Raw genomic sequence first — 21,672 nt, forward strand, 5'->3', positions numbered from 1 at the left:
TTGATTTGGTCTATTTTTTTACACTTTAAGAAAGTTTAATTTTGTTAAAGGATTAAAGTATAAGAAACACTTAGGCTTTCGCCATAAGGACTTGGCGATAAGCCAAGTTTTTCTAATATCAAAGGATAATTGTAATTTTATGACGAATTTAATAAGAACACGTAAAGGTCAAATTTTTTAAAGGAGAAAAAAGTGATGAACCGATTAAATCTTATTACGCTGGGTACTAGGAACATCGTCAAAGCACATCAATTTTTTAAGGAGCTTGGATTTGATACTTCCATTAGAGGGACAGAGACAAACCCTGTCATTATTTTCTTTCGGAATGAGGGAACAAGGATAGCCTTATACCCTTTAGAAGAGCTTGCCAAAGATGTCAACGAAGACAACCCTCCCGCTCTATCGGATGGGTTCCCCGGCATCACATTGGCTTATAATGCCAAGTCAATGGAAGAAGTCGATAACGTAATGAGAAAAGCAGAGGCAGCTGGAGCTACTATTCAAAAAGAGCCTAAAAAGACAGATTGGGGAGGCTATGGCGGGTATTTCACCGATCTTGACGGTTATTATTGGGAAGTTGCCTATGGAGAAGATTGGGAATTTGACGCAGGCAATATGTTAATTATTGAAGATCAATAAGATCAACCCTTTACCTGTAAAAACGCCTGGTTACCGTTCCAGGCGTTTTTTATTATACTATCCAGTTTCCTCCCGCAGAATATCGATGAAATGATAAAGCACCCGAGCGGTAAGGCCCCAGATCACTTTTTCTCCATAGATATAAAAATACTCCTCCATTTGACGCGGACGCCAGTTATAATCCTTCCCATTCGGAATAAGCTCATATGGGAAGTCGTCTGCCGGCTTCACTTCCAATGTTACATAGTGAACTTCCGGTTCATGGTTGAGGAAAAAGGAAAGCGGTACGGTGAACACTTCCCCGACTTCATCCGGATTCGGGACAATCGCGTCTAACGGACGATTAATAAAGCCCACATACGTATTGACACGCATATCCATGGAACCTACCAGTTGCCCTAATGGAAATACCTGTTCAATATCCTGATCGTCTACTCCCAGCTCTTCCATCGACTCACGGACAGCTGTGTCCTTGTCATGCTTGTCTTCGGCATCTTTTTTTCCACCTGGAAAACAAACCTCTCCGGGCTGGCGAATGTTATGAGAACGCACCTCGAATAGCAGATGCAGCTCGCCGTCTTTTTCTATTAAAGGGAGTAATATGGAAAATGGCTTCAACCGTTGCTTGCCGAGTATGCTTGGCGTATGGTTTTTCATTTTAGTCATGATGGCATCGAGATTCATTGCTTCACCCCATCTAACTTTTACTTATACCTACTATATCAGATTTAATCCTATACGTAGCAGATTATGCCCTTTCTTATACAGTGCACGTTACTCCTGCTTTTAAAACCTTTTGCTAGTTTAATAGATTTACAGTATGACCAGGTTTTTCTTCACCTTTGTTAGAGGTTTAAAGTATAAGAAAACACTTAGGCTTTCGCCATAAGTCCGGCCACAAGCCAAGTTTTTCTAATGGTAATATGAGACGGTTAGCGTTACAATGAAGTAGTAATTATACCATGAAGGGTATCTGGATTTGCATTTTAGAAAGGAAGAATAGCGATGTCTGAAAAAGCTGTGAAAATAGATGAAACGAACAGCCAGCCTGCCTGGCTGCAAAGTTATATAGATTCAACAGAAAAACAACAAAGCCTGTATCGCCGTACGCTGATCATCGTCATCATTGCACAAATCTTTGGCGGGGCCGGACTGGCCGCTGGTATTACCGTTGGAGCACTGCTAGCCGAGGATATGCTTGGCACTAACAGCTTCGCAGGACTTCCGGTAGCACTGTTTACCCTTGGTTCTGCCGGAGCGGCGATGATTGTCGGACGGCTGTCGCAAAGGTTTGGGAGGCGGCCTGGCCTCACCATCGGATTTATAGCCGGTGGTCTCGGCGCGATCGGGGTTATTTTTGCTGCTATCATAAATAGTGTCATTTTATTATTCATTTCCCTATTAATCTATGGAGCCGGAACAGCTACCAACCTGCAGGCTCGCTACGCCGGAACTGATATGGCGAATACAAAACAGCGGGCTACCGCAGTCAGTATGGCGATGGTTTCCACCACGTTTGGTGCTGTCGCAGGACCGAACTTAGTCGGTGTCATGGGGAACTTCGCTACATCTATCAGTGTCCCTGCATTAGCAGGCCCATTCATTCTGGCAGCCGCTGCCTACATCCTTGCCGGGTTGGCGATTTTCATCCTCATGCGTCCGGATCCATTTTTAGTTTCCAAAACACTGGCTGCTGTCCAGGGTGTCGATGACAATGCTGCGCCAGGAGTAACCCTGCCTGCTTCTTGGAACAAACGCGGCGTCATCATTGGCGCCACGGTCATGATTTTGAGTCAAATTGTCATGGTTGCCATCATGACGATGACCCCGGTACACATGGGGGCACACGGTCATGGCCTGAACGCCGTTGGGCTTGTCATTGGCATCCATATCGGAGCCATGTACCTGCCATCGCCGATTACTGGTATTCTTGTTGATAAGGTCGGCCGATTCACAATGGCTATCGCGTCTGGTGTGACGCTACTTGCTTCCGGAATTCTTGCTGCTGCCTCACCAGGCGAATCGATGGTCGGATTGACAATTGCCTTAGCTTTACTAGGGCTGGGATGGAATTTCGGCTTGATTAGTGGTACTGCTATCCTCGTTGACGCGACTACCCCTGATAATCGTGCAAAAACACAGGGAAGTGTCGATGTCTTCATCGCGCTGGCCGGTGCGTCAGGCGGTGCTGTGTCCGGTGTGATCGTAGCACTATCGAACTTCCCTACGCTCTCAGTTATCGGAGGAGTTGTCTCGATCTTACTTGTACCATTTATAATTTTATATCGACGAAAATCCAAATGAGGTAGATAACGTTTTGTTATCTACCCCTCTTTTTTTCATTACATGAGTGTCACCGACCAAAAGTCATCGAATATCATAGCTGTAGATTGCTTAAAAGTGCGAAGAAAAGAGGGGTTACATGAATCGTTACTACTGGCAAAATTCTGCCCATCCCTGGCCAGTCCCATATTACTTCTATCCTAATCCGGCTTTTTCAGCCATACGGCCTGCCAAATGTATCAGTCCAGCAGAGGTTAAGCTCAAGAGTGACATGCGGAGTCTGTGGGAAGAACACGTCGCCTGGACGCGTATGACCATTATTAGCTTAACGTTTAAACTGCCAGATGTTGATGAAGTGATCACACGACTGCTGCAAAATGCAACCGATATGGGGAATGCACTCAGACCGCTGTATGGAGACCAGATCGGTGACAAGTTTGGAGAGTTGATAAAAGAGCACTTGCTTATTGCCGCTGATCTCGTCAAAGCAGCACTTGCAGGCGATCAGCAGGCAGCCCCCGAGGCGGAAAGAAAGTGGTATGCCAATGCAGATGAAATTTCTTTCTTCTTAAGTACGATTAACCCTTTCCTAACGGAAGAAGCCGTACGCGAGATGTTCTATAAACATCTGGAGCTTACAAAAATGGAAGCAGTCTTCATGATTCAGATGGATTATAAGAAAGACATCGCCATCTACGATGAGATTGAAGAACAGGCATTAGAAATGTCCGATGCCATTACAGATGCCATCATAAAGCAATTTCCAGGTGTATTTGGGTAAAGGCAGCTTCTTTGCTTAGAAGCTGTTTTTTATTTGCTTTTTAATTCTTTGACTTCCTTTTCCAATTGCGCGACTCTAGCCTGTAACCCAGGACCAGCCTCTACACGTTGGGCTTTTCTCCTCTTTCTAACGGTAATGACTATGGCTATCACCACCGTTATGATACTTACGAAAAATAAAAACAGGATAATTAAAGGCATCAGCTCTTGAAGCGTCATATTACCCCTCCTCTTTTTGTAAAATGTTTACATACTATGGAATACGATAAACATACATATAAGTTTCATAGAAAAAGCTGTTCCGTTTAAGGATACTTACTTAAACGGAACAGCTTGCCATAATCAATTATTCTGGGCCATGCGCCCGAGTGGCCCTTCTTCATCGATGATATCCTGGATGGCATACACAGAAATCGGGAACATCGGGAAACCGAAAGCGTACGGAGTAATTTCATAGAGCTGGAAGTAGATCACCAGCACCTTATCTGCAATATAGAAATCCTGGTCAGGACTAATCGTTACAGGACTATCGAACGTCTGGATATCCCTTTGCTTTATCTGCTCATTAATCAAGGAAGAAAGCCTAGCAACATAATCACTCCCCGGCTTGAACAGATCCTTCAGCTGACACTGCTTCCCTCTTTGCAGATCGAATGTCAACGACTTGATATACGTCATGCCGTGAGCTGCCTGATAATGGTACGTATAATTGGAGAGTGACAGACTGAGCACATTCCGCTGATTGTTTTTAATTTCATACAGCCCAAGCATCTCTACCACCGTCGATGGCATATTCCCCACCTGTTCATGTATCAGCTGCTGGGTCTGACGGACAATCGCCATATTGAACATCCGCTCAAGCGAACTATTTTGCATCCTTACTACTCGGGGATAATAAACGATTTTATTCGGACCGCCACTGATTTGCTCCGTTCTGATTGTTACCGGAAACGCATTAACCATGATAACCACCCTCTGTCATGTAATACACACATGCTCATACCTATTAAAAATGGAGCAGAATTATTACGAGCGGGTGAACCACTATTAGGAAAGAGGCAGCTATTCATCACCAACCAGGCAGCCTGACATAGGTTAATAGCATATGTGGCTTCTGCCTGGGATACGGTGGAAGCACGTTAATGGAGGGATCAGGTTGGTTCAATTTAACGCTTTTTGGGGAACCGTGACGATGATTCAAGACTTTATCACCGGGGTGAATGAAGAAGAAGGATGTTATAAAATAATTTCCGTTGAAAACGAAACCGGCGCCATGGTTAACTTTGTGATAGCTCCGAATACTTACTTTGTGGATCAGGCAATCGTTGCTGTAGGCGACAGGGTAACCGGCTATTACGACCGGAATGCGCCCGTCCCTTTCATTTACCCGCCCCAATACCGGGCACTTGTTATGGTAAAAGAAAGTCCTTTTCAAAACGTAAAAGTAGACTATTTCGACAATCAGCTGGTGAGCAGTGATGGCTTTTTGAGATTGAATCTCGCCCCCAACACAACGATCTTATTAGCAAACGGGCAACCTTTTTCTGGGAATCCAGCGAATAGGAATCTAATTGTCATCTATGGACCGGCGACAAAAAGCATCCCTGCTCAGACTACGCCTTATAGAGTGATTATCTGGTGTTAATGACTTAAAAGAAGTTTTTCTATATGGCATATAAAAAACCAAGGCTTGAATTTAAAATACAAGCCTTGATTGCAAGATTATTAACCATTTTCTTTACTTAGGGATGTTATTCATTAATTCAATGAATCAAACGCGTCTAAATGACCATTACCAAAAATTGACTTCTCCTTTCCTTTAACAGGATCCACTGCTTTTTTATAAAGAAGGTCTTCTAGTTTAGCAGGAGACATTTTTCCATACTTATCAACTAGTAATGCCGCAACTGCAGATACTTTAGGAGTTGCCATAGAAGTACCTAATGACCAATAATGACCTCCGTCTTTACTTGCGCTTATATTGAACTCTGTTTCAAATAAGCGGTTAGCTAAATATTCCTCAAATTTACCTTCTAACTGATATTGAACATATGATCGCATATCTCCACCAACGGCAGCTATATCAATAAATCCAGGCCCGTAGTTAGAATAGCTAGCTAGAACATCTTCTGGTCCAGTTGCAGATACGGTGACCACACCTGGTATTGTCCCTGGAACTTCAAATCCAGCTCCTACAAAATAAAAACCATCCTCCCCATAATTAGCATTTAAGAAATCTGTTACCTCTCGTTTATTTGTCGCGTTTATAGCATCGTTTCCTGCAGCGGCAACAACGAGAGAGCCTTTCTTAGTAACGTAATTCATCACCCGTTTATAAGCTTTAAAATCCGCTACGTCATTACCTAACCTTGTTTTTACACCAGTTTCTGGATCTACATGAAATACTTGTCCAATAACATCAAACCCACCCAGACTCATGGAGATTACATCAACACCGTCATCAGCTGCAGCAATCATTGCTTTATAAATCCATGCAGATTCAGCAGAACTGGTACCAAATACGCGATAGGCACGAATTCCAGTATCAGGTGCTACCCCAAGCATGGCACCATTTCCTGCAATGGAACCTGCCACATGACTACCATGTCCGTGGCGGTCGTCAAAAGCATCTGGCTCACCGCTTTCCTTTTCTTCTGTACCCTGGAACCCTCCTGGTGGCACAAAGTTTTCAGAGCCTGGCTGTAAGTTACCAACCAAATCAGGATGATCACGATCAATACCGGTATCGATAATACCGACCACAACATCATGGGAACCAGTACTTAATTTATAGCTTTCACCATTATTGGTAATCCGCTGAATATCCCATTGCAGACCCCAATAAGCAGCATCTTCCGTATTCACTACACTCTCTTGAATTCTTTCAGCTTCCGGAAGAGACCATGAAATAGAAGGGTTGGCCGCACTAACTCCCTTTAATCCTTTTAATTTAGAAAATGCAGTTTCAGGTGCTTTGACTTGGACAAAACCTATTTCAGGAACAGAATAGGCAATTTCTCCCCCTATATCTTTTAGATTTTTGTTAAAGTCTGCAGGAATACTCTCACTACTAAATAACACGGAATAATAATCCATCTTTTTACTAGCCTCTGCACTATACAGTGAAGGTACTAAGCTTAACACTAATACAAAACTAAATAACACAGCCAAAAACTTTTTCATCTTCTTCCTCCTATGTAATAGTTTTATACGAAATAACGAACAGATTCGTATACTTGATAATTGGCTATATATTCGGGTTTTCCTTTAATTTTCGTTCGCCATTTTCCCTTAAAAAGCTTCAGGGTAAAGGCTGATTTTGTCGTATCAAATATTAGCAGGATACATGTTAGCCAGATTATCAGATGGTTTCACCTATATATCGACCCCAACCGTTTAAATAACCTTACTTATCGCCTGATTTTCAGCTCATTCCCCTCAAACAGCCCCTCGGAGCACCCAATTATGTCGCCCGGCAATAGGCATTTTCCTTCCACCAAGGGAATAATTTGGCCTAAGAAGTTTTTTTCGAGAGGAGTGGGGTTTTGAAAAAATTAGATCCTCAGAAACTTTCTGTAGAGTTCCGTGAAGGAGTCACCGCGACCACACCTACGCTGCCAAGGCGTTACACCCTTACGCATTCGGACATCACCGCTGAGCTTTTTTTAACCATTGGACGAAATTATGCTTACGATACCATCAATCCGATGAGGGATGAAGTGCTTGGCGAGTGGATCAACACGGGAGAAGGCTGCTACTATCAGGCATATGTATTTGTAGACGGTTCCGGGCCATTTAACCAGGCTGCGGCTGCTCTACGCAACACGATATTCAGGCGGGAACTGCCACTTGCCTTGCAGGCGATTCGCTATGGCGATCAAAAGTTTTTTGCCAGCCATCCTGCATTAAATCACGCACCGCTTTTCGTTCATTTTATTTCTGTCAGTCCACAATTTAATCGAAATGAATTGTGGGGAACGTTTTCCGATTATGAAATTTGAATTTCCCTAATGCCCGTTTCCCTGCCATTTCCGTCGGCCCTCTAATCTCCACAAAACTGTTTTCGTGTGCAAAACCGGCAACCACTTCTGTGCGTGCTATTAATTTTTCACCAATCCTGCCTCCGTCATTGAACCAGCTACTGTCATAGCTTCCTAATGCCAACTTGACCACTCTGACAAACGGTAACAGCCCTGCCAGCAGCACAAAGCCCAACACAACACTTAATAAATTATCCATCCAATCCCTCCTAAAATAAATTTGGTTATACTAGCATATTGGCTAAAAAACTTCCATTTCCTTTAATTTCCGTTCATCAAATTCACTGAAAAACCTACAGCAGCAAGGCTGTTTTTGCCGCATGATGTCCGTGTTTTTGATAAAAGGAAGAAGTTCGTCGCGTTAAGTCAGAAGGTGGTACCATTAGGGAAGAAGGTGCCAGAGTTAGGGCAGAACATGGCTGTGTTAAGGCAGAAGCTCCTGCAGTTGGGGAGGAACATCACAATAAAAAATGCCCGGTCCCACACTGCAATCATGCAGGGGGCCAGGCATTCAGTCCTCTAAATCAATCTTCTTTTTCAAAGATTCAGGCAGCATCCGGTAGCCTAAACCTTTATATTTGATATCCAATAACGCGGCAGCCACAAAAGCTATTCCAGCGAGTATCCACCAACATTGGTTGTTTTTCAAACCATCAACTCCTTTCCCATAAAAAAAGGAAGCATAGAAAATGCGACTATGCTTCCTCTTGGCTATCTATTAAATCGTATCTGCTAATTTTTGGTCTTCCACAAGCTTCAATGTCCGGTCGGTTGTCGCATTCACTTCATCCAGCAGTTCTGGATTCTCTGATAACAGCACGCCGTAAGAAGGAATCATTTCCTTAATTTTTGGTTCCCATTCTTTAATGTTCTGCGGGAAGCATCTTTCGAGCACTTCCAACATAACAGATACTGCCGTGGAAGCACCTGGAGAAGCACCTAAGAGAGCTGCGATCGAACCATCTTCTGAAGTGACTACTTCGGTACCGAATTGCAGGGTCCCTTTTCCGCCGGCTTCAGTATCTTTAATTACCTGCACGCGCTGGCCTGCTACCACAAGATCCCAATCCTCGCTTTTCGCATCTGGAATAAACTTACGCAATTCTTCCATACGTTGTTCCTTCGATTGGATCACCTGCTCAATCAGGTATTTGGTCAGGGAAGCATTCTTAACTCCTGCTGCCAACATGGTAATAAGGTTATCGGATCGTACGGAAGAGACTAAATCCATCAAGGAACCTTGTTTCAGGAACTTTGGCGAAAAGCCGGCAAATGGTCCAAATAATAGCGCTCTTTCACCGTCAATAAATCGCGTATCGAGATGTGGCACTGACATTGGCGGAGCGCCTACTTCCGCTTTGCCGTATACTTTTGCCAAATGCTGGTCGGCAACTTCCGGGTTCTTACACACCATGAACTGACCGCTTACCGGGAAGCCGCCGATGTGTTTCGATTCAGGAATACCTGTCTTTTGAAGGAGATGCAGGCTCCCGCCGCCGCCTCCAATGAAGACGAAGTTCGCCGTATGGTATTCGATTTTATCGTTAGCGTGATCAAGCACTTTCACTTCCCAGGAGCCGTCGCTGGTACGTGTAATATCTTCCACGCTATGCTTGTAGTTAACCTCAACATCATTTTGTTCAAGGTGGTCAAAAATTTTTCGTGTTAACGCGCCAAAATTGACATCTGTGCCGCCATCGATTTTTGTAGCGGCAATCGCTTCATCCGTTGGTCGGTTTTTCATGACCAGCGGCATCCATTGCTTCAGCTTTTTCGGCTCATCGGAGAATTCCATATCCCGGAACAATGGATTATTGGACATCGTCTGGAAACGCTTTTTCAGAAATTCCACATTTTCTTTCCCTCTGACCAGACTCATGTGCGGCAGCGGTACAATGAAATCGCGTGGATTACGAATCAGATTACTGTTTACCAGGTGAGACCAAAATTGCTTGGAAACCTGGAATTGTTCATTAACTTTGATTGCTTTCTGAATATCAATGGAGCCGTCCGGCTTTTCATGCGTATAATTCAGCTCGCACAGCGCTGCATGCCCGGTACCCGCATTATTCCATACGTTCGAGCTTTCCTCTCCTGCACTTTCGAGCTTTTCAAACACGCGAACCTTCCAATCCGGCACCAATTCATTCAATAGTGACCCTAATGTTGCACTCATGATTCCAGCACCAATTAAGATAACATTTGTTTCCGTATGTTTTTCGCTCATTGTCTTTCAAACTCCCTAAGTTTGCAGAAAAGATGCAGCCAATCCGGCTGATTCCTTCCAGCTGGACAAAGTTTGAGCTGATTCTACATCTTTTCCAAATATTTTTAATCCATTAATAGTGTATCATTATTATCTCACAATTTAAATATTTACCGCTTACATATAGTTATAACTGGAAATAACTTTCCCCTCTTCCATTACATTCATTCTTCCCTATAAAAAAGGGTTATAACATATATCATTGTATATCTTATTACATCGGCTTTATAATGATAATCAGTTATGAAATTTGCTTTGAAATGGGAGTAGACCATGATAAAACGCATCGCTTTTTTTATGATTCCTTTTATATTAATAGTCGCCGGGTGCAGTAATAGTGCTACGGAAGAAAATAAGGACCAGACTGAAATCAAGATTGCTGCCGCATCCGATTTAGTACTGGCATTCAAAGAAGCAGGCGAGCTGTTTGAGGAAGAAAACGGCACCAACGTTACGTTCTCTTTTGGCTCGACGGGGCAGCTGGCAGAGCAGATCAGAAATGGGGCACCTTTTGACGTGTTTGCTGCAGCAGACGTGAAATTTGTGGACGACTTAAATGAAAACGGCCTGATTATTCCTGAGACACAAACAACCTACGCATTCGGAAGGATTGGGATTACTACTTTAACGGATCAGTCTGTATCGGTTCAGACCTTGGATGACCTATTGAAACCAGAAATAAAGAAAGTGGCAATCGCCAATCCCGAGCATGCACCCTATGGCCTTGCAGCCAAGCAGGCTCTTGAAAATACCGGGGTTTGGGAACAAATTGAGGACAAGCTCGTATACGGACGAAACATTTCCGACACGCTTGCTTATGTCGAATCAGGAAATGCAGAAGCAGGAATCAGCGCTCTGTCTCTATACCAGGAAGATAATATGGAATTTAAGATAATCGATGATGAACTGCATGCGCCGCTTGAGCAGTCGGTTGCTGTGCTGGAACAAACGGAAGAAGAAAAAGCGGCAAAACAATTCCTCGATTTTATCAAAGGGCCTAAAGGACAACCAATTATGGAGCGTTACGGTTTTATCGTTCCGGAGGGAAAATAAATGGCAGAAGGCATTAATTTATTTCCATTATTTTTATCATTTCGAGTAGCTCTCACTGCGACACTGCTCGCCTTTATCATCGGTATTCCAATCGCCTATTACCTGAACCGGTCCAACGGCAGAATAGCCGATATCATTGATACTTTCCTTACTTTACCGATTGTCCTGCCACCAACCGTACTCGGTTATTACCTGCTTGTATTATTTGGACGGCAAAGCTCAATCGGGAGAATACTGGAAGAGAAATTCGATATTACCATTGTATTCACGCCAACCGGTGCGGTCATAGCTGCATTGGTTGTTTCGATTCCTTTTTTAATTAAATCAGCGAGATCCGCATTCGCAGGGATCGATCCGGCTCTATTGAACGCGGCAAGAGTTTTAGGAAGAACAGAATTCAATATATTTTTGACCATCATTCTTCCGCTCGCCTGGCGAGGGATTGCTGCCGGCATCACGCTCTCATTCGCACGGGCGCTCGGCGATTTTGGGGCGACGTTGATGGTGGCTGGAAGTATTCCCAACGAAACGATGACCATGCCGATCGCCATCTACGACGCATTACTGGCAGGTAACCGGGATTTGGTGAATATTCTCGTCCTGATTATGACGGTCGTATCGATCGCCGTTCTCTATATTATTAACCGGCTGGAAAAGAAACTGAACAAGGGGCAACCACTATGACTGATTCCACCCTGAAAGTTGCGATTACGAAAAAACTGAACCATTTTCAATTGGATGTAGATTTTGAAGTAAAAAGCGGCGTCACCGGCATTATCGGACCGTCCGGGTGCGGAAAAAGTATGACCTTGCAATGCCTCGCCGGCCTGCAAACGCCAGATAGCGGGGAAATCTGGTTAGATGATCAAGTCCTTTATCATTCCGGTGACCGGATCAATGTGAAACCAAAAGACCGCAAAATCGGTTATGTATTTCAGAATTACGCATTGTTTCCTCATATGACGGTGGAGGAAAATATCACCTATGGGCTGAAGGGAAAATCCCACGAGGAGAAAAAACAAAGAGCGGACGATATGATTGAGAAAGTCCAGCTTGCTGGCCTGGAAGACCACTATCCAGAGCAACTCTCCGGTGGGCAGCAGCAGCGGGTCGCCCTCGCTCGGACGTTGGTGACCGAACCGGAACTTCTTTTATTAGACGAGCCATTTTCTGCTCTGGATTATCATGTCAAGCATATCCTCGAACAGGAACTCATCAGGATTCTGGAGGAATATTACACTGGCACGGTGCTGCTTGTCACCCACAATATGGAAGAAGCCTATCGTCTGTGTGACCACTTGATCCTGTACGATCAAGGTCAAATCGTCCAATCCGGGAAAAAAGAAGACGTATTCCAGCGGCCTGCTACTGTTCGTGCGGCACGAGTCATCGGCTGTCAAAACATTTTTCCCGTCCAATCGGTTACCGAACCGGGCGACCACCTGGTCTGCAAGATAGGTGATCTGAATCTGCAAATCCCGAGCCAGCCAGTGCCGGAAGCTGTCGACCATATGGGCATTTACGCCGAGAATATTCATTTTAAAAAAGCTGGCGACGATACCGCTAACCTGTTTGATTTTACGATTGCCGAAAGTCTAAAAGGCATCCATCGCACAAGAGTCACGATTCACGTGGAAAACGCAGTCTCCCTGACCGCTTCTGTTCCCAATGAAGAAGTAGACAGCTTGTCACAGGAGGGTGTGAAAGTCGAACTTCCGCCCAGTCACTTGTTTCTGTTAGCAAATAGATAGCTTATTTTATAGAATGAAAGTAACGTATAAGAAAGGAAGTGGGATATGTTTTTGAAGAGGCGAGTAGAATCCGATGCATTATTGGCCATGCGTTATTTACACACCCGCATGAAGTTAACAGAAAAAGAGCTGTATTATTATCATAGACTAGAAAAAGGTTATCGAGGAGAGTTGGCGTTTGACTGCCTGACCGAAAACCTTCAAGAAGAAAGGTATATAATTAATGATCTGCTACTGGAAATAAATCAATCTTATTTTCAAATAGATACTATCATCATTTCGCAGGCGACTATCCTTCTTCTCGATATAAAGAATTTCGAAGGCGATTATTACATAGAGTCCGATAAATTCTTTAGCGTGACATCCGGTCGCGAATTGAAAAACCCCGTAGACCAGTTAAAAAGAAGTACCATCCTGTTTCGTCAACTCCTGCAAGACCTCAACCTCGACTACCCTGTTGAAGCTTTTGTAATTTTCCTCAACCCGGAATTCACTCTGTATCAAGCCCCATTAGACCAGCCCATCATTCTTCCCACCCAAGTAAACCGCTTTTTTAAAGAATTAAATCAAATATCATCGCACTTAAATGCCAAGCATGGAAAGCTTGCTCAGAAATTAATTTCATTACACCATACCCAAAACCCATTCACTGTCTTGCCTGACTATAATTATCATACGGTGCAAAAGGGGATATATTGTAGTTCCTGCCACTCATTTGAGGTTTCTACCAGGAATTATGACTTAGTGTGTGAAAAGTGCAGACAGGCTGAACCCCTGGAAGAAGCGGTAATAAGAAGTGTGAAAGAGTTTAAGCTGTTATTTCCTGAACAGAAAATAACCACCCCAAGAGTTTATGAGTGGTGTAAAGTTGATGTATCGCAAAAAACGATCTATCGAATCTTAAAGAAAAACTTCACCATAACTGGAAGTGGAAGAGGCGCGTATTATAAATAACAGATGCGGACAGCTTTGCGGGTTTCCTGGCTCATCCTGTCTACTTCTACCTGCTTTGAGGACAGCTTTTCCCTGTTCTTGCCTCATCCTGTCCGCTTCTACCTGCTTTGAGGACAGCTTTTCCCTGTTCTTGCCTCATCCTGTCCGCTTCTACCTGCTTTGAGGACAACTTTCTCTGTTTCTTGCCTCATCCTGTCCGCATCACCCGGCTTTGAGGACAGCTTTCTCTGTTTCTTGCCTCATCCTGTCCACTTCAACCTTACTTAGGTAACCTTTACTTATGATACGGTTCATTCCGATTGATTTTAAAAGCCCGATAGATCTGCTCGACCAAAATCAAGCGCATCAATTGATGAGGAAACGTCATTTTTGAAAACGACAATCCCAGGTCGCTCCTCCGTAAAACCTCGTCACTCAACCCAAGCGATCCGCCAATCACGAAAGCGACCTTGCTTTTTCCGTAGGTGGCGAGGTCGTCCAATTTCTTAGCAAGTTTCTCCGACGTCAGCATCTGGCCCTCAATCTCCAGGGTAATGACATAACTGTCCGGATTGATCTTAGCCAAAATGCGCTCGCCCTCTTTTTTCTTCACTTCTTTCATATCGGCTTCGCTCAAGTTTTCCGGTGCTTTTTCATCAGCAACCTCAACTATATCAACCGAAGCATAGGGCCCGAGGCGTTTAACGTATTCCTGGATGCCCTGCTTCAAGTATTTTTCTTTTAATTTTCCAACGGTGACAATGGTGATTTTCATAACAATAAATTCCTCCGGACAAAGTTGTTTCTTCTATACTACCATACTCGCCCAAAACAAAAACGGACGCACCAAAGGCGTCCGTTTTTGCTCTCATGTATTGTAGGGGGTCACACAAGAATATCTACAAAGATGCTAGGAGAGCACCTTGTATACAAAATTAGTTGACTGTCGGGAAGCCGAAACCAGACGCGTAATCGTCGCCTGAAGCTGCTCCGATTCCTCCAAGAATGTCATTAGCTGTTGCACGGCTTTGCAGCTCAGCACGCAGGTCAGCATTGCTTAGTCCAGGATTTTCTGCCCAGACTTTTGCTGCCAGACCGGAAACGTGCGGTGTAGCCATGGATGTGCCACTGATCGTGTTGTAGCCGCCATCATACCAGGTGGACTCGATTGCTGCACCTGGTGCGGATACTTCTACATCCAGACGCTGGATTTCATAGTCGCCGTCTGTATCCGGGTTACCGCGGGAAGAGAAATCAGCTACACGGTAAGTGCCGTTCTCTTGTGTATTTTCAAGCGCTGCTACTGCAACTGCTCCTTGCAATCCGCCTGGGAAGCCGATCGTGTTAGCATCTGGACCGGAGTTTCCGGCAGCTGCTACGACCAGTGCACCTTGACTGTTTGCATAGTTGACAGCATCTGTAACCAGGCTGCTTTCAGAACTTGCACCAAGAGACATGGAAATGACAACATTTACACCTTGTGCCTTACCTTCATCTGCCGCATGTTCGATTGCATTTGCGATATCGTCCATGTAGCCAGATCCACGGTCATTCAACACTTTGTAAGCCCAAAGGTCAGCATCTGGAGCTACACCGTAAATTCCTAGGGCATCAGTACCGCCATCCGCAAGAACCGTACCCGCTACGTGTGTACCGTGACCGTTTTTGTCGTTACAAGTCCCGTCGATTAGAGGGGAACGCATTTGGCTGAAATCTTTACATTGTTCAAAGCTGTTAGCCAGGTCTGCGTGCTCAGCCACACCTGTATCAAGGACAGCTACGCGGATATTGTCCCCGCCATCTGTCGTTGCGATGGAATCATCGTTATAGATAGCTTCCATGCCCCAAGGAGTCTGATCGGATGGAAGACCATCACGCTCGCCAGTATCTTTCGGCTTAGCATCCAGGGTAGCCTTTTCTACTTCAGATACTTCATAATTTTTATTGTTCTGTAACGCCTCGAACTGTTTACGATTTACATTGGTTGTGAATCCTTTTTCACCAAAAGCATGACGTACGCCATAATTTTCTTTCGCTTTTTCTTCCGCATTGTCATTGACTGCATTGATCAGAACACGGATCTGTTCCTGTGTCTTCGCTTTATCGTCAGCTGGCTGTGCAAAAGCACTGATTGCGAATAGAGACATCAGCAATAGTGCAGTTGTCACAGAAAAGAATAGTTTCTTCATCATCATCCGCCTTATCTAAGTATTTTGTTAGATTAATAGTTTTACTTTCGGAATATTTTGATAGTTATAATTCTAGCATAGCCGCTTCCTGATTTTATTGAGCAGGAAGGTGCAATTAGCTAGGTAAAATCGTCTATTTTCCATTACTGAGCTAGTGGAAACCCGAATCCGGACGCATAGTCGTCGCCTTCTGCGGCACCTGTACCGCCAAGGATATCATTCGCTGTTGCACGGTTTTGCAATTCTGCACGAAGTTCCGTATTGCTTAAGCCAGAGTTTTCTGCCCAGATTTTTGCAGCTAAACCGGATACGTGCGGAGTCGCCATGGATGTACCGCTGATCGTGTTATAAGCCCCGTCATTCCAGGTGGACGCAATCGCTGCGCCTGGAGCAGAAAGTTCTACATCGCGCTCCTGGATGACATAGTCACCAGCAGTGGCCGGGTTTCCGCGAGAGGAAAAGTCAGCAACACGATAGGTTCCGTTTTCCTGAACATCCTCTAATGCTGCAACTGCAATCGCATTTTCAACAGCTCCCGGGTAGCCGATAGTGTCTTCGCCATCGCCATCGTTGCCGGCAGCCGCTACAACAAGTGCTCCGTTATCATAGGCATAATCGACAGCTTCTGTAATTAGGCCATCTTCACCGCTTGACCCAAGTGACATAGAAATCACTACTTTCACACCTTGTTCCTGGCCCTGGTCAGCTGCATGACGGATCGCATTTGCGATATCATCGGAAAAGCCCATTCCTAAATCACCTAAAACTTTGTAAGCCCACAATTTCGCGTCAGGAGCGACACCATAGATGCCTTCTCCGTCAGCTCCACCATCCGCTAGAACAGTACCAGCGACATGAGTCCCATGCCCATTGATATCATTACAGGAACCATCTACACGGGAAAAGAAGAGCCGGCTGAAATCTTTACATTGTTCCACGTTCCCTTCGAGGTCGACGTGGTCGGTTTTGGACCCAGTATCAAGGACAGCTACTCGAATATCGTCCCCGCCGTCCGTGGCAGTAATAGAATCATCATTGTAAATGGCTTCCATGCCCCAAGGGGTTTGATCAGAAGGGGTAGAGCTACGATCACCCGTAGCTTGCGGCTGGTTCACTAAAGAGACTTTGTCCACTTTAGTAACGTTGAGGTTCTTATTCTTTTGTAATGCTTCATATTGTTGCTCCGTCACATTGGTCGAAAAACCTTGCTTGCCGAAGTCGTGTCTAACATCATACTTTTCCTTATCTTGACTTTTGGCATTCTCATTTGTTGATTCAATCAATACACGCACCCAGTCATTTCCATTTTCTTTTTCCGGAGATGCGAATGCACTGACGGTAAACAGTGTCAACATTAAGATGGTAGTCGTTAATGTAAAAAGTGCCCTTTTCATTAACGCATGCCTCCCTTTCATTTTTTTGCAATAGATCGCTCGTTTTTTTCGACAAACCTCCCCTTATTCAGAAAATTTGGTCTATTGCGTTGAATTTGATTGTAGCACAGGTTTTCAGGCGATTGATTGAGCAAGATGAAGCAAATAACTAGTATTATATAACTATTTTGTGAAAATTTTTCGACATTTTGTGCAAAAAAACTGGCTTCTCCATAGGGAGAAAGCAGCTTCCTGTTACGAATTAATTCACCAGTTGATTAATCTTCGTCAGTACCGTTTCGATATCTTCTTTTGTAATATGATAGTTGGTAACAAAACGGACAGTATGCGGGCCAAATGGTACCGCTAAAATCCCTTCTGTTTTCAATGCATCCAAAAACTGTTCTGCCGTATAGCCCGCCTGCTTTGTATTGACCAGGATGATATTGGTCTCCACTTCATTTTCCACGGTCAAACCATCCATCTCAGCGAGACCAGCAGCAAGCTTCTCCGCATGTTGATGATCTTCAACAAGCCGCTCCGTCATTTCATTCAAAGCGACTAAGCCCGGCGCTGCCACAATTCCGGATTGCCGAAGCCCGCCTCCGAGACGCTTCCGCCACTTTCTCGCCTGCTTAATAAAATCAGCAGAACCAGCAATAATCGAGCCGACAGGCGCTCTAAGCCCTTTCGACAAACAGAACTGCACGGTGTCGGTCAATGCTGCATAGCGGTCAACCGAGATGCCGGTCGCTGCTGCTGCGTTGAACAGCCGCGCCCCATCGAGATGAATCGGAACGTGGTGCTCCCTGGCTATTTGGGCGATTGTTTTCATATTTTCTAAAGGCAGAACTGCACCGCCCGCTTTGTTATGGGTGTTTTCCAGACAAATCAATCCAGTTTCCGGAAAATGAATGTCCTCACCGCGGATCGCGTCAGCCACATCTGCCGGGGACATCGCTCCCCGTTCTCCCTTGATCGTCCGCGGCTGCACTCCTGCCAGGGCAGACATCGCCGCTCCTTCATAAACAAACAGATGGGCATCCTGTTCGAGAATCACTTCATCGCCTGGCTTGCAGTGCGTCAGGATGGCAATCTGATTGCCCTGCGTGCCGCTTGTTACGAACAATGCCGCTTCTTTGCCCAGCATTTCCGCTGCCCGCTCCTCGAGCTTATTTACCGTCGGATCTTCTTCATATACATCATCGCCGACTTCCGCTTCATAAGCCGCCTGCCTCATCGCTTCTGTCGGTTTCGTTACTGTATCACTCCGCAAATCGATCATCGCCATTCCTCCAACTCATTTCTTTTAGTAAAAGTGTACTAGATTACCAGATTCTTTACCAAAACGAAGCACTTTTCTGAATCATTCCTCTGGTAAGCAAGTAACTTTTCCAATGGTTAATTTTGTATTAGGATGGTTAGAGTGTGTAACAACCTTAACTAATTATCGATGGAGGAAACTTTATGAAAGATCGAAATAAAGGAATCCTGTTGCTGCTTATATCTGCGTTCGGATTTTCGGTTATGGCGGCGTTCGTCAAGCTGTCAGGCGATTTGCCGACTGTGCAGAAGACGTGGTTCAGAAACGTCATTTCTGTTATGATTTCATTCGCTTTTGTCATGTATTATAGAGAAAGCTTGTTTGGGAAAAAGGAAAACCAGAAGTACCTGCTCCTGCGGTCTGCGATGGGTACACTCGGCATGGTACTGTTTTTCTATTCCATTGATGAACTCGTGCTATCCGATGCGGACATGCTGAATAAATTAAGTCCGTTCCTCACGATCATTTTCTCTGCCATTTTCCTGAAAGAGCGGGTCCAACTGTTCCAGATGGTGGCAATCATTATTGCATTCGTCGGAACGCTATTTATCATCAAGCCGCAATTTTCAGTTGATATCGTGCCTTATTTAGGCGGGATACTTGGGGCCGTGTTCGCCGCCGGAGCGTATACGATGCTGAGACTTCTCGGTAATAGAGAAAAATTCTATACGGTTGTCTTCTATTTTTCCTTTTTCACCACAATGTCGCTGCTGCCCTTTGTGATCATTTTCTGGGAGCCAATGACGATGCAGCAGTTGATCTACCTGCTGTTAGCAGGCGTTTTTGCGACGATGGGCCAATTCGGTATTACAGTTGCTTATAAGTTCGCACCAGCCAAGGAAATTTCGATATTCTTCTATTCGACCGTAGTCTTTTCCACGCTGATCAGTATCGTCGTCATCAAACAGGTGCCCGACTTCATGAGTATCATAGGATACATCGTTATCTTCGGGGCATTGTTCTATATGTTCATCAAAAACAATCAGCTCGACAAGAAATATCAGGAGAAACAAAGCTAAAACGGCAGTCCTCAGGGAGGACACGCCGTTTTTTGTATTAGATGTACTAAATTCCACTTGTTGAATTATTCATAAGATAAGCCCGATCCCATCGGGTATAAACCTTCTATATTCACCGGCAGCTTACCGCCAGGATTTTCGCCAAAGATAACATCTACAGCACCTGTCCAGGCTGTAGGGTTCGCTGTACCCCAGCGATCCAGTACATAAGAAGCCAGATAGGCATCTACTTCCGGAAATTCTTTTATATCATAAGGGAGACCAAGTGAAACGACGGCCACTGGCTTACCAGTCTCACGCAGCTCTTTTACCAAATTCACTTGCCCTTCTGGCAGGACGCTTGCAGAATAAGTAGGAACGATGATCCGGTCGGCATCCTCTGCCAACTCTACAGCCTGTCCAATTTCTGTCTCACTTGGATCAGCACTGGAGGCACTCCAAGTAGTAACGTCTCCTTCAGACTTCTCCCTGACCTTATCTCCTATTTGATTAATATAGGTAGTTCCGGCAACCAATGTTGTCTCTTGGGATTGATTATCAAAAGGGAGCACGCCGTCATTTTTTAATAACGTCATCGAGTTTATTGCTATGTCAGATGCTGCTTCTTTATGAGCAGGTGTCTGGGTTATTTCCAAAGCTTCTTCAGGATCTACCGTACGTTCTTCAAACAAGTTGTATTTAAACTTCTTAGCCAAAATCCTCTCCAGCGATTCATGCACCCGCTTCTTTGTGATTTCGCCTGTCTGATAAGCTCCATAAAGGGCTTCGAAGGTTTCCAGCTGGTCCTCCTGGTTTCCAGTCGCCATGATGATATCGGCACCGGCATTGATTGCAAGAACAGCAGCGTTTCCTGCTCCCCAATTATCATCAATAGCTTTCATGCTCATCGCGTCTGTTACAATCAACCCGTCAAAGCCCATCTCATCCCTTAAAAGACCTGTTAGGACTTTTTTGGATAGCGTAGCAGGAAGCTCTGGATCGATAGCATCAATAATGACATGGGCGGTCATAATGGAATCCGTCCCAGCATCTATCGCTGCCTGAAAAGGAGGCAAATGGACTTGATCCAAGGTATCACGATCATATGTGACTTGTGCTATCCCATAATGGGAATCGACACTGGTGTCCCCATGTCCCGGGAAATGCTTGGCAGAAGCCATGACCCCTTCTTTCTGATTTCCAATGACTTGCGCAGCGGTCATATCCGCCACCAGGTCTGTGTCTTCTCCAAAGGAACGCACGCCAATTACCGGGTTTTCCGGATTGGTATTTACATCAGCAACGGGGGAATAGTTCCAATTGAACCCCATCGCTCTTGCTTCCTTTCCCGTGATACTGGACACCAGCTCGGCATATTCCAGGCTGTCCGTCGCTCCAATTCCCATTTGTCTTGGAAATGTAGTGGCATCTTGAGGGACGCGTTGAGACGCACCATATTCCAGGTCAGCAGAAATGATCAAAGGAATCGCCTTTTCTGTTTCCGCAGCCCATTCCTGCAACTGATTGTTGTAGGCGGCCTGGTGTTCCGCTGTTCGTTTTCCATACACGATGACGGAACCCGCTTTATACTCCTGAATTGCCTGTTTGGTAAACTCATTTGGCATACCTGATCCGTTGTCGAAGGTAGAAGGCATTACCAGCTGGCCGATTTTCTCCCGATCCGTCATTTGAGCGATCATCCGCTTAATCATTCCTTTTTGTGCCTTTTCTGATTGTGGATCTGGATGTTGGAATTGCTCTTTCTGACTTGTCTTAGCAGTAGCGGCAGGAATCAAAAGTGAAAAAACAAGCATAAAACAACTGAGTGAAGCTAGTATTTTTTTCAATTTGAAGACCTCCATTCTATTAGTAAAGACAATTTTCCAGCGGTAATGCTTTCCTCCTTTATGACTTATTAAGGCTAAGAATACCAACCCCGCAGCATAGACGTCTATACCAGCATGCAAAAAATGTAAATTCATACAATTATCTCATTGCAAATTCCCTAATTATCTTTGGAAAACTATGACTAATGGATGAATC

The 21,672-nt window shown here is 44.7% G+C and carries 22 protein-coding genes; 10 read left to right on the forward strand and 12 right to left on the reverse strand.

Features of this window, described 5'->3' with window-relative positions; all coding sequences use genetic code 11:
• The first annotated feature begins 195 nt into the window (after positions 1–195).
• Complete coding sequence (locus B9Y67_RS10160) at positions 196–639, forward strand: VOC family protein (protein ID WP_085506581.1); 444 nt, start codon at positions 196–198, stop codon at positions 637–639.
• A 57-nt stretch (positions 640–696) separates the two neighbouring features.
• Here B9Y67_RS10160 and B9Y67_RS10165 read toward each other — a convergent pair whose 3' ends face one another.
• Positions 697–1,323: an NUDIX hydrolase gene (locus B9Y67_RS10165; protein ID WP_085506582.1), complete on the reverse strand. Its 627-nt coding sequence runs from the start codon at positions 1,321–1,323 to the stop codon at positions 697–699.
• A gap of 321 nt (positions 1,324–1,644) precedes the next feature.
• Between B9Y67_RS10165 and B9Y67_RS10170 the strand changes: the two genes are divergently transcribed.
• Positions 1,645–2,943, forward strand: coding sequence for an MFS transporter (locus B9Y67_RS10170; RefSeq protein WP_085506583.1), 1,299 nt, complete (start codon positions 1,645–1,647; stop codon positions 2,941–2,943).
• A 118-nt stretch (positions 2,944–3,061) separates the two neighbouring features.
• Positions 3,062–3,703: an acetylglutamate kinase gene (locus B9Y67_RS10175; protein ID WP_085506584.1), complete on the forward strand. Its 642-nt coding sequence runs from the start codon at positions 3,062–3,064 to the stop codon at positions 3,701–3,703.
• Between the two features lie 29 nt (positions 3,704–3,732).
• On the opposite strand, the gene B9Y67_RS10180 is transcribed toward B9Y67_RS10175, so the two are convergent.
• Both B9Y67_RS10180 and B9Y67_RS10185 read right to left on the reverse strand, forming a co-directional pair.
• On the reverse strand, positions 3,733–3,921 hold the full coding sequence (locus B9Y67_RS10180) for a hypothetical protein (RefSeq protein ID WP_085506585.1): 189 nt from the start codon (positions 3,919–3,921) through the stop codon (positions 3,733–3,735).
• Between the two features lie 123 nt (positions 3,922–4,044).
• Positions 4,045–4,665, reverse strand: coding sequence for a DUF3298 and DUF4163 domain-containing protein (locus B9Y67_RS10185; protein WP_139823769.1), 621 nt, complete (start codon positions 4,663–4,665; stop codon positions 4,045–4,047).
• A gap of 193 nt (positions 4,666–4,858) precedes the next feature.
• On the opposite strand from B9Y67_RS10185, the gene B9Y67_RS10190 reads away from it, so the two are divergent.
• The gene (locus B9Y67_RS10190) at positions 4,859–5,347 is read left to right on the forward strand and encodes a hypothetical protein (RefSeq protein ID WP_085506586.1); all 489 of its coding nucleotides are present in this window, start codon (positions 4,859–4,861) and stop codon (positions 5,345–5,347) included.
• Between the two features lie 113 nt (positions 5,348–5,460).
• Here B9Y67_RS10190 and B9Y67_RS10195 read toward each other — a convergent pair whose 3' ends face one another.
• The gene (locus tag B9Y67_RS10195) at positions 5,461–6,885 is read right to left on the reverse strand and encodes a S8 family peptidase (RefSeq protein WP_085506587.1); all 1,425 of its coding nucleotides are present in this window, start codon (positions 6,883–6,885) and stop codon (positions 5,461–5,463) included.
• Positions 6,886–7,247: 362 nt separating this feature from the next.
• Between B9Y67_RS10195 and B9Y67_RS10200 the strand changes: the two genes are divergently transcribed.
• Positions 7,248–7,703 carry a staygreen family protein gene (locus tag B9Y67_RS10200; protein WP_085506588.1) on the forward strand — a complete coding sequence of 152 codons (456 nt, stop codon included), beginning with the start codon at positions 7,248–7,250 and terminating at the stop codon, positions 7,701–7,703.
• On the opposite strand, the gene B9Y67_RS10205 is transcribed toward B9Y67_RS10200, so the two are convergent.
• The 3 genes from B9Y67_RS10205 to B9Y67_RS10215 form a co-directional block, all read right to left on the reverse strand.
• Positions 7,657–7,941 carry a hypothetical protein gene (locus tag B9Y67_RS10205; RefSeq protein WP_085506589.1) on the reverse strand — a complete coding sequence of 95 codons (285 nt, stop codon included), beginning with the start codon at positions 7,939–7,941 and terminating at the stop codon, positions 7,657–7,659. The two genes, B9Y67_RS10200 and B9Y67_RS10205, sit on opposite strands and share 47 nt — an antisense overlap.
• Positions 7,942–8,253: 312 nt before the next feature.
• Entirely contained in the window at positions 8,254–8,391 is a 138-nt protein-coding gene (locus tag B9Y67_RS20680; RefSeq protein WP_176223954.1) for a hypothetical protein, read from the reverse strand.
• 69 nt (positions 8,392–8,460) lie between these two features.
• Positions 8,461–9,969: a malate:quinone oxidoreductase gene (locus B9Y67_RS10215; RefSeq protein ID WP_085506591.1), complete on the reverse strand. Its 1,509-nt coding sequence runs from the start codon at positions 9,967–9,969 to the stop codon at positions 8,461–8,463.
• Positions 9,970–10,305: 336 nt separating this feature from the next.
• Between B9Y67_RS10215 and modA the strand changes: the two genes are divergently transcribed.
• From modA to B9Y67_RS10235, 4 genes are read left to right on the forward strand one after another with little or no spacing between them, the layout of a single operon-like run.
• Positions 10,306–11,061: a molybdate ABC transporter substrate-binding protein gene (gene modA / locus B9Y67_RS10220; protein ID WP_217807568.1), complete on the forward strand. Its 756-nt coding sequence runs from the start codon at positions 10,306–10,308 to the stop codon at positions 11,059–11,061.
• Complete coding sequence (gene modB / locus B9Y67_RS10225) at positions 11,062–11,745, forward strand: molybdate ABC transporter permease subunit (RefSeq protein WP_085506593.1); 684 nt, start codon at positions 11,062–11,064, stop codon at positions 11,743–11,745. It begins immediately after the preceding gene.
• A complete protein-coding gene (locus B9Y67_RS10230; protein ID WP_085506594.1) occupies positions 11,742–12,812 on the forward strand; it encodes a sulfate/molybdate ABC transporter ATP-binding protein in 1,071 nt (356 codons plus the stop codon). Before modB ends, B9Y67_RS10230 begins: the two co-directional genes overlap by 4 nt.
• A 45-nt stretch (positions 12,813–12,857) precedes the next feature.
• Positions 12,858–13,766, forward strand: a complete 909-nt coding sequence (locus B9Y67_RS10235) for a nuclease-related domain-containing protein (protein WP_085506595.1) — start codon at positions 12,858–12,860, stop codon at positions 13,764–13,766.
• A gap of 274 nt (positions 13,767–14,040) precedes the next feature.
• On the opposite strand, the gene rlmH is transcribed toward B9Y67_RS10235, so the two are convergent.
• The 4 genes from rlmH to ltaE form a co-directional block, all read right to left on the reverse strand.
• Entirely contained in the window at positions 14,041–14,520 is a 480-nt protein-coding gene (gene rlmH / locus B9Y67_RS10240) for a 23S rRNA (pseudouridine(1915)-N(3))-methyltransferase RlmH (protein WP_085506596.1), read from the reverse strand.
• A 160-nt stretch (positions 14,521–14,680) separates the two neighbouring features.
• Positions 14,681–15,934 carry a S8 family serine peptidase gene (locus B9Y67_RS10245; RefSeq protein WP_441007554.1) on the reverse strand — a complete coding sequence of 418 codons (1,254 nt, stop codon included), beginning with the start codon at positions 15,932–15,934 and terminating at the stop codon, positions 14,681–14,683.
• 143 nt (positions 15,935–16,077) lie between these two features.
• Complete coding sequence (locus B9Y67_RS10250; RefSeq protein WP_085506598.1) at positions 16,078–17,328, reverse strand: S8 family peptidase; 1,251 nt, start codon at positions 17,326–17,328, stop codon at positions 16,078–16,080.
• Positions 17,329–17,569: 241 nt separating this feature from the next.
• Positions 17,570–18,592, reverse strand: a complete 1,023-nt coding sequence (gene ltaE, locus B9Y67_RS10255; protein WP_085506599.1) for a low-specificity L-threonine aldolase — start codon at positions 18,590–18,592, stop codon at positions 17,570–17,572.
• A gap of 182 nt (positions 18,593–18,774) precedes the next feature.
• Between ltaE and B9Y67_RS10260 the strand changes: the two genes are divergently transcribed.
• The gene (locus B9Y67_RS10260; RefSeq protein ID WP_085506600.1) at positions 18,775–19,650 is read left to right on the forward strand and encodes a DMT family transporter; all 876 of its coding nucleotides are present in this window, start codon (positions 18,775–18,777) and stop codon (positions 19,648–19,650) included.
• Positions 19,651–19,715: 65 nt separating this feature from the next.
• Here B9Y67_RS10260 and B9Y67_RS10265 read toward each other — a convergent pair whose 3' ends face one another.
• Positions 19,716–21,476, reverse strand: coding sequence for a glycoside hydrolase family 3 protein (locus B9Y67_RS10265; protein WP_176223955.1), 1,761 nt, complete (start codon positions 21,474–21,476; stop codon positions 19,716–19,718).
• Positions 21,477–21,672: the final 196 nt, after the last annotated feature.

The organism is Thalassobacillus devorans (assembly GCF_900176565.1).
GTDB lineage: Bacteria > Bacillota > Bacilli > Bacillales > Halobacillaceae > Thalassobacillus > Thalassobacillus devorans_A.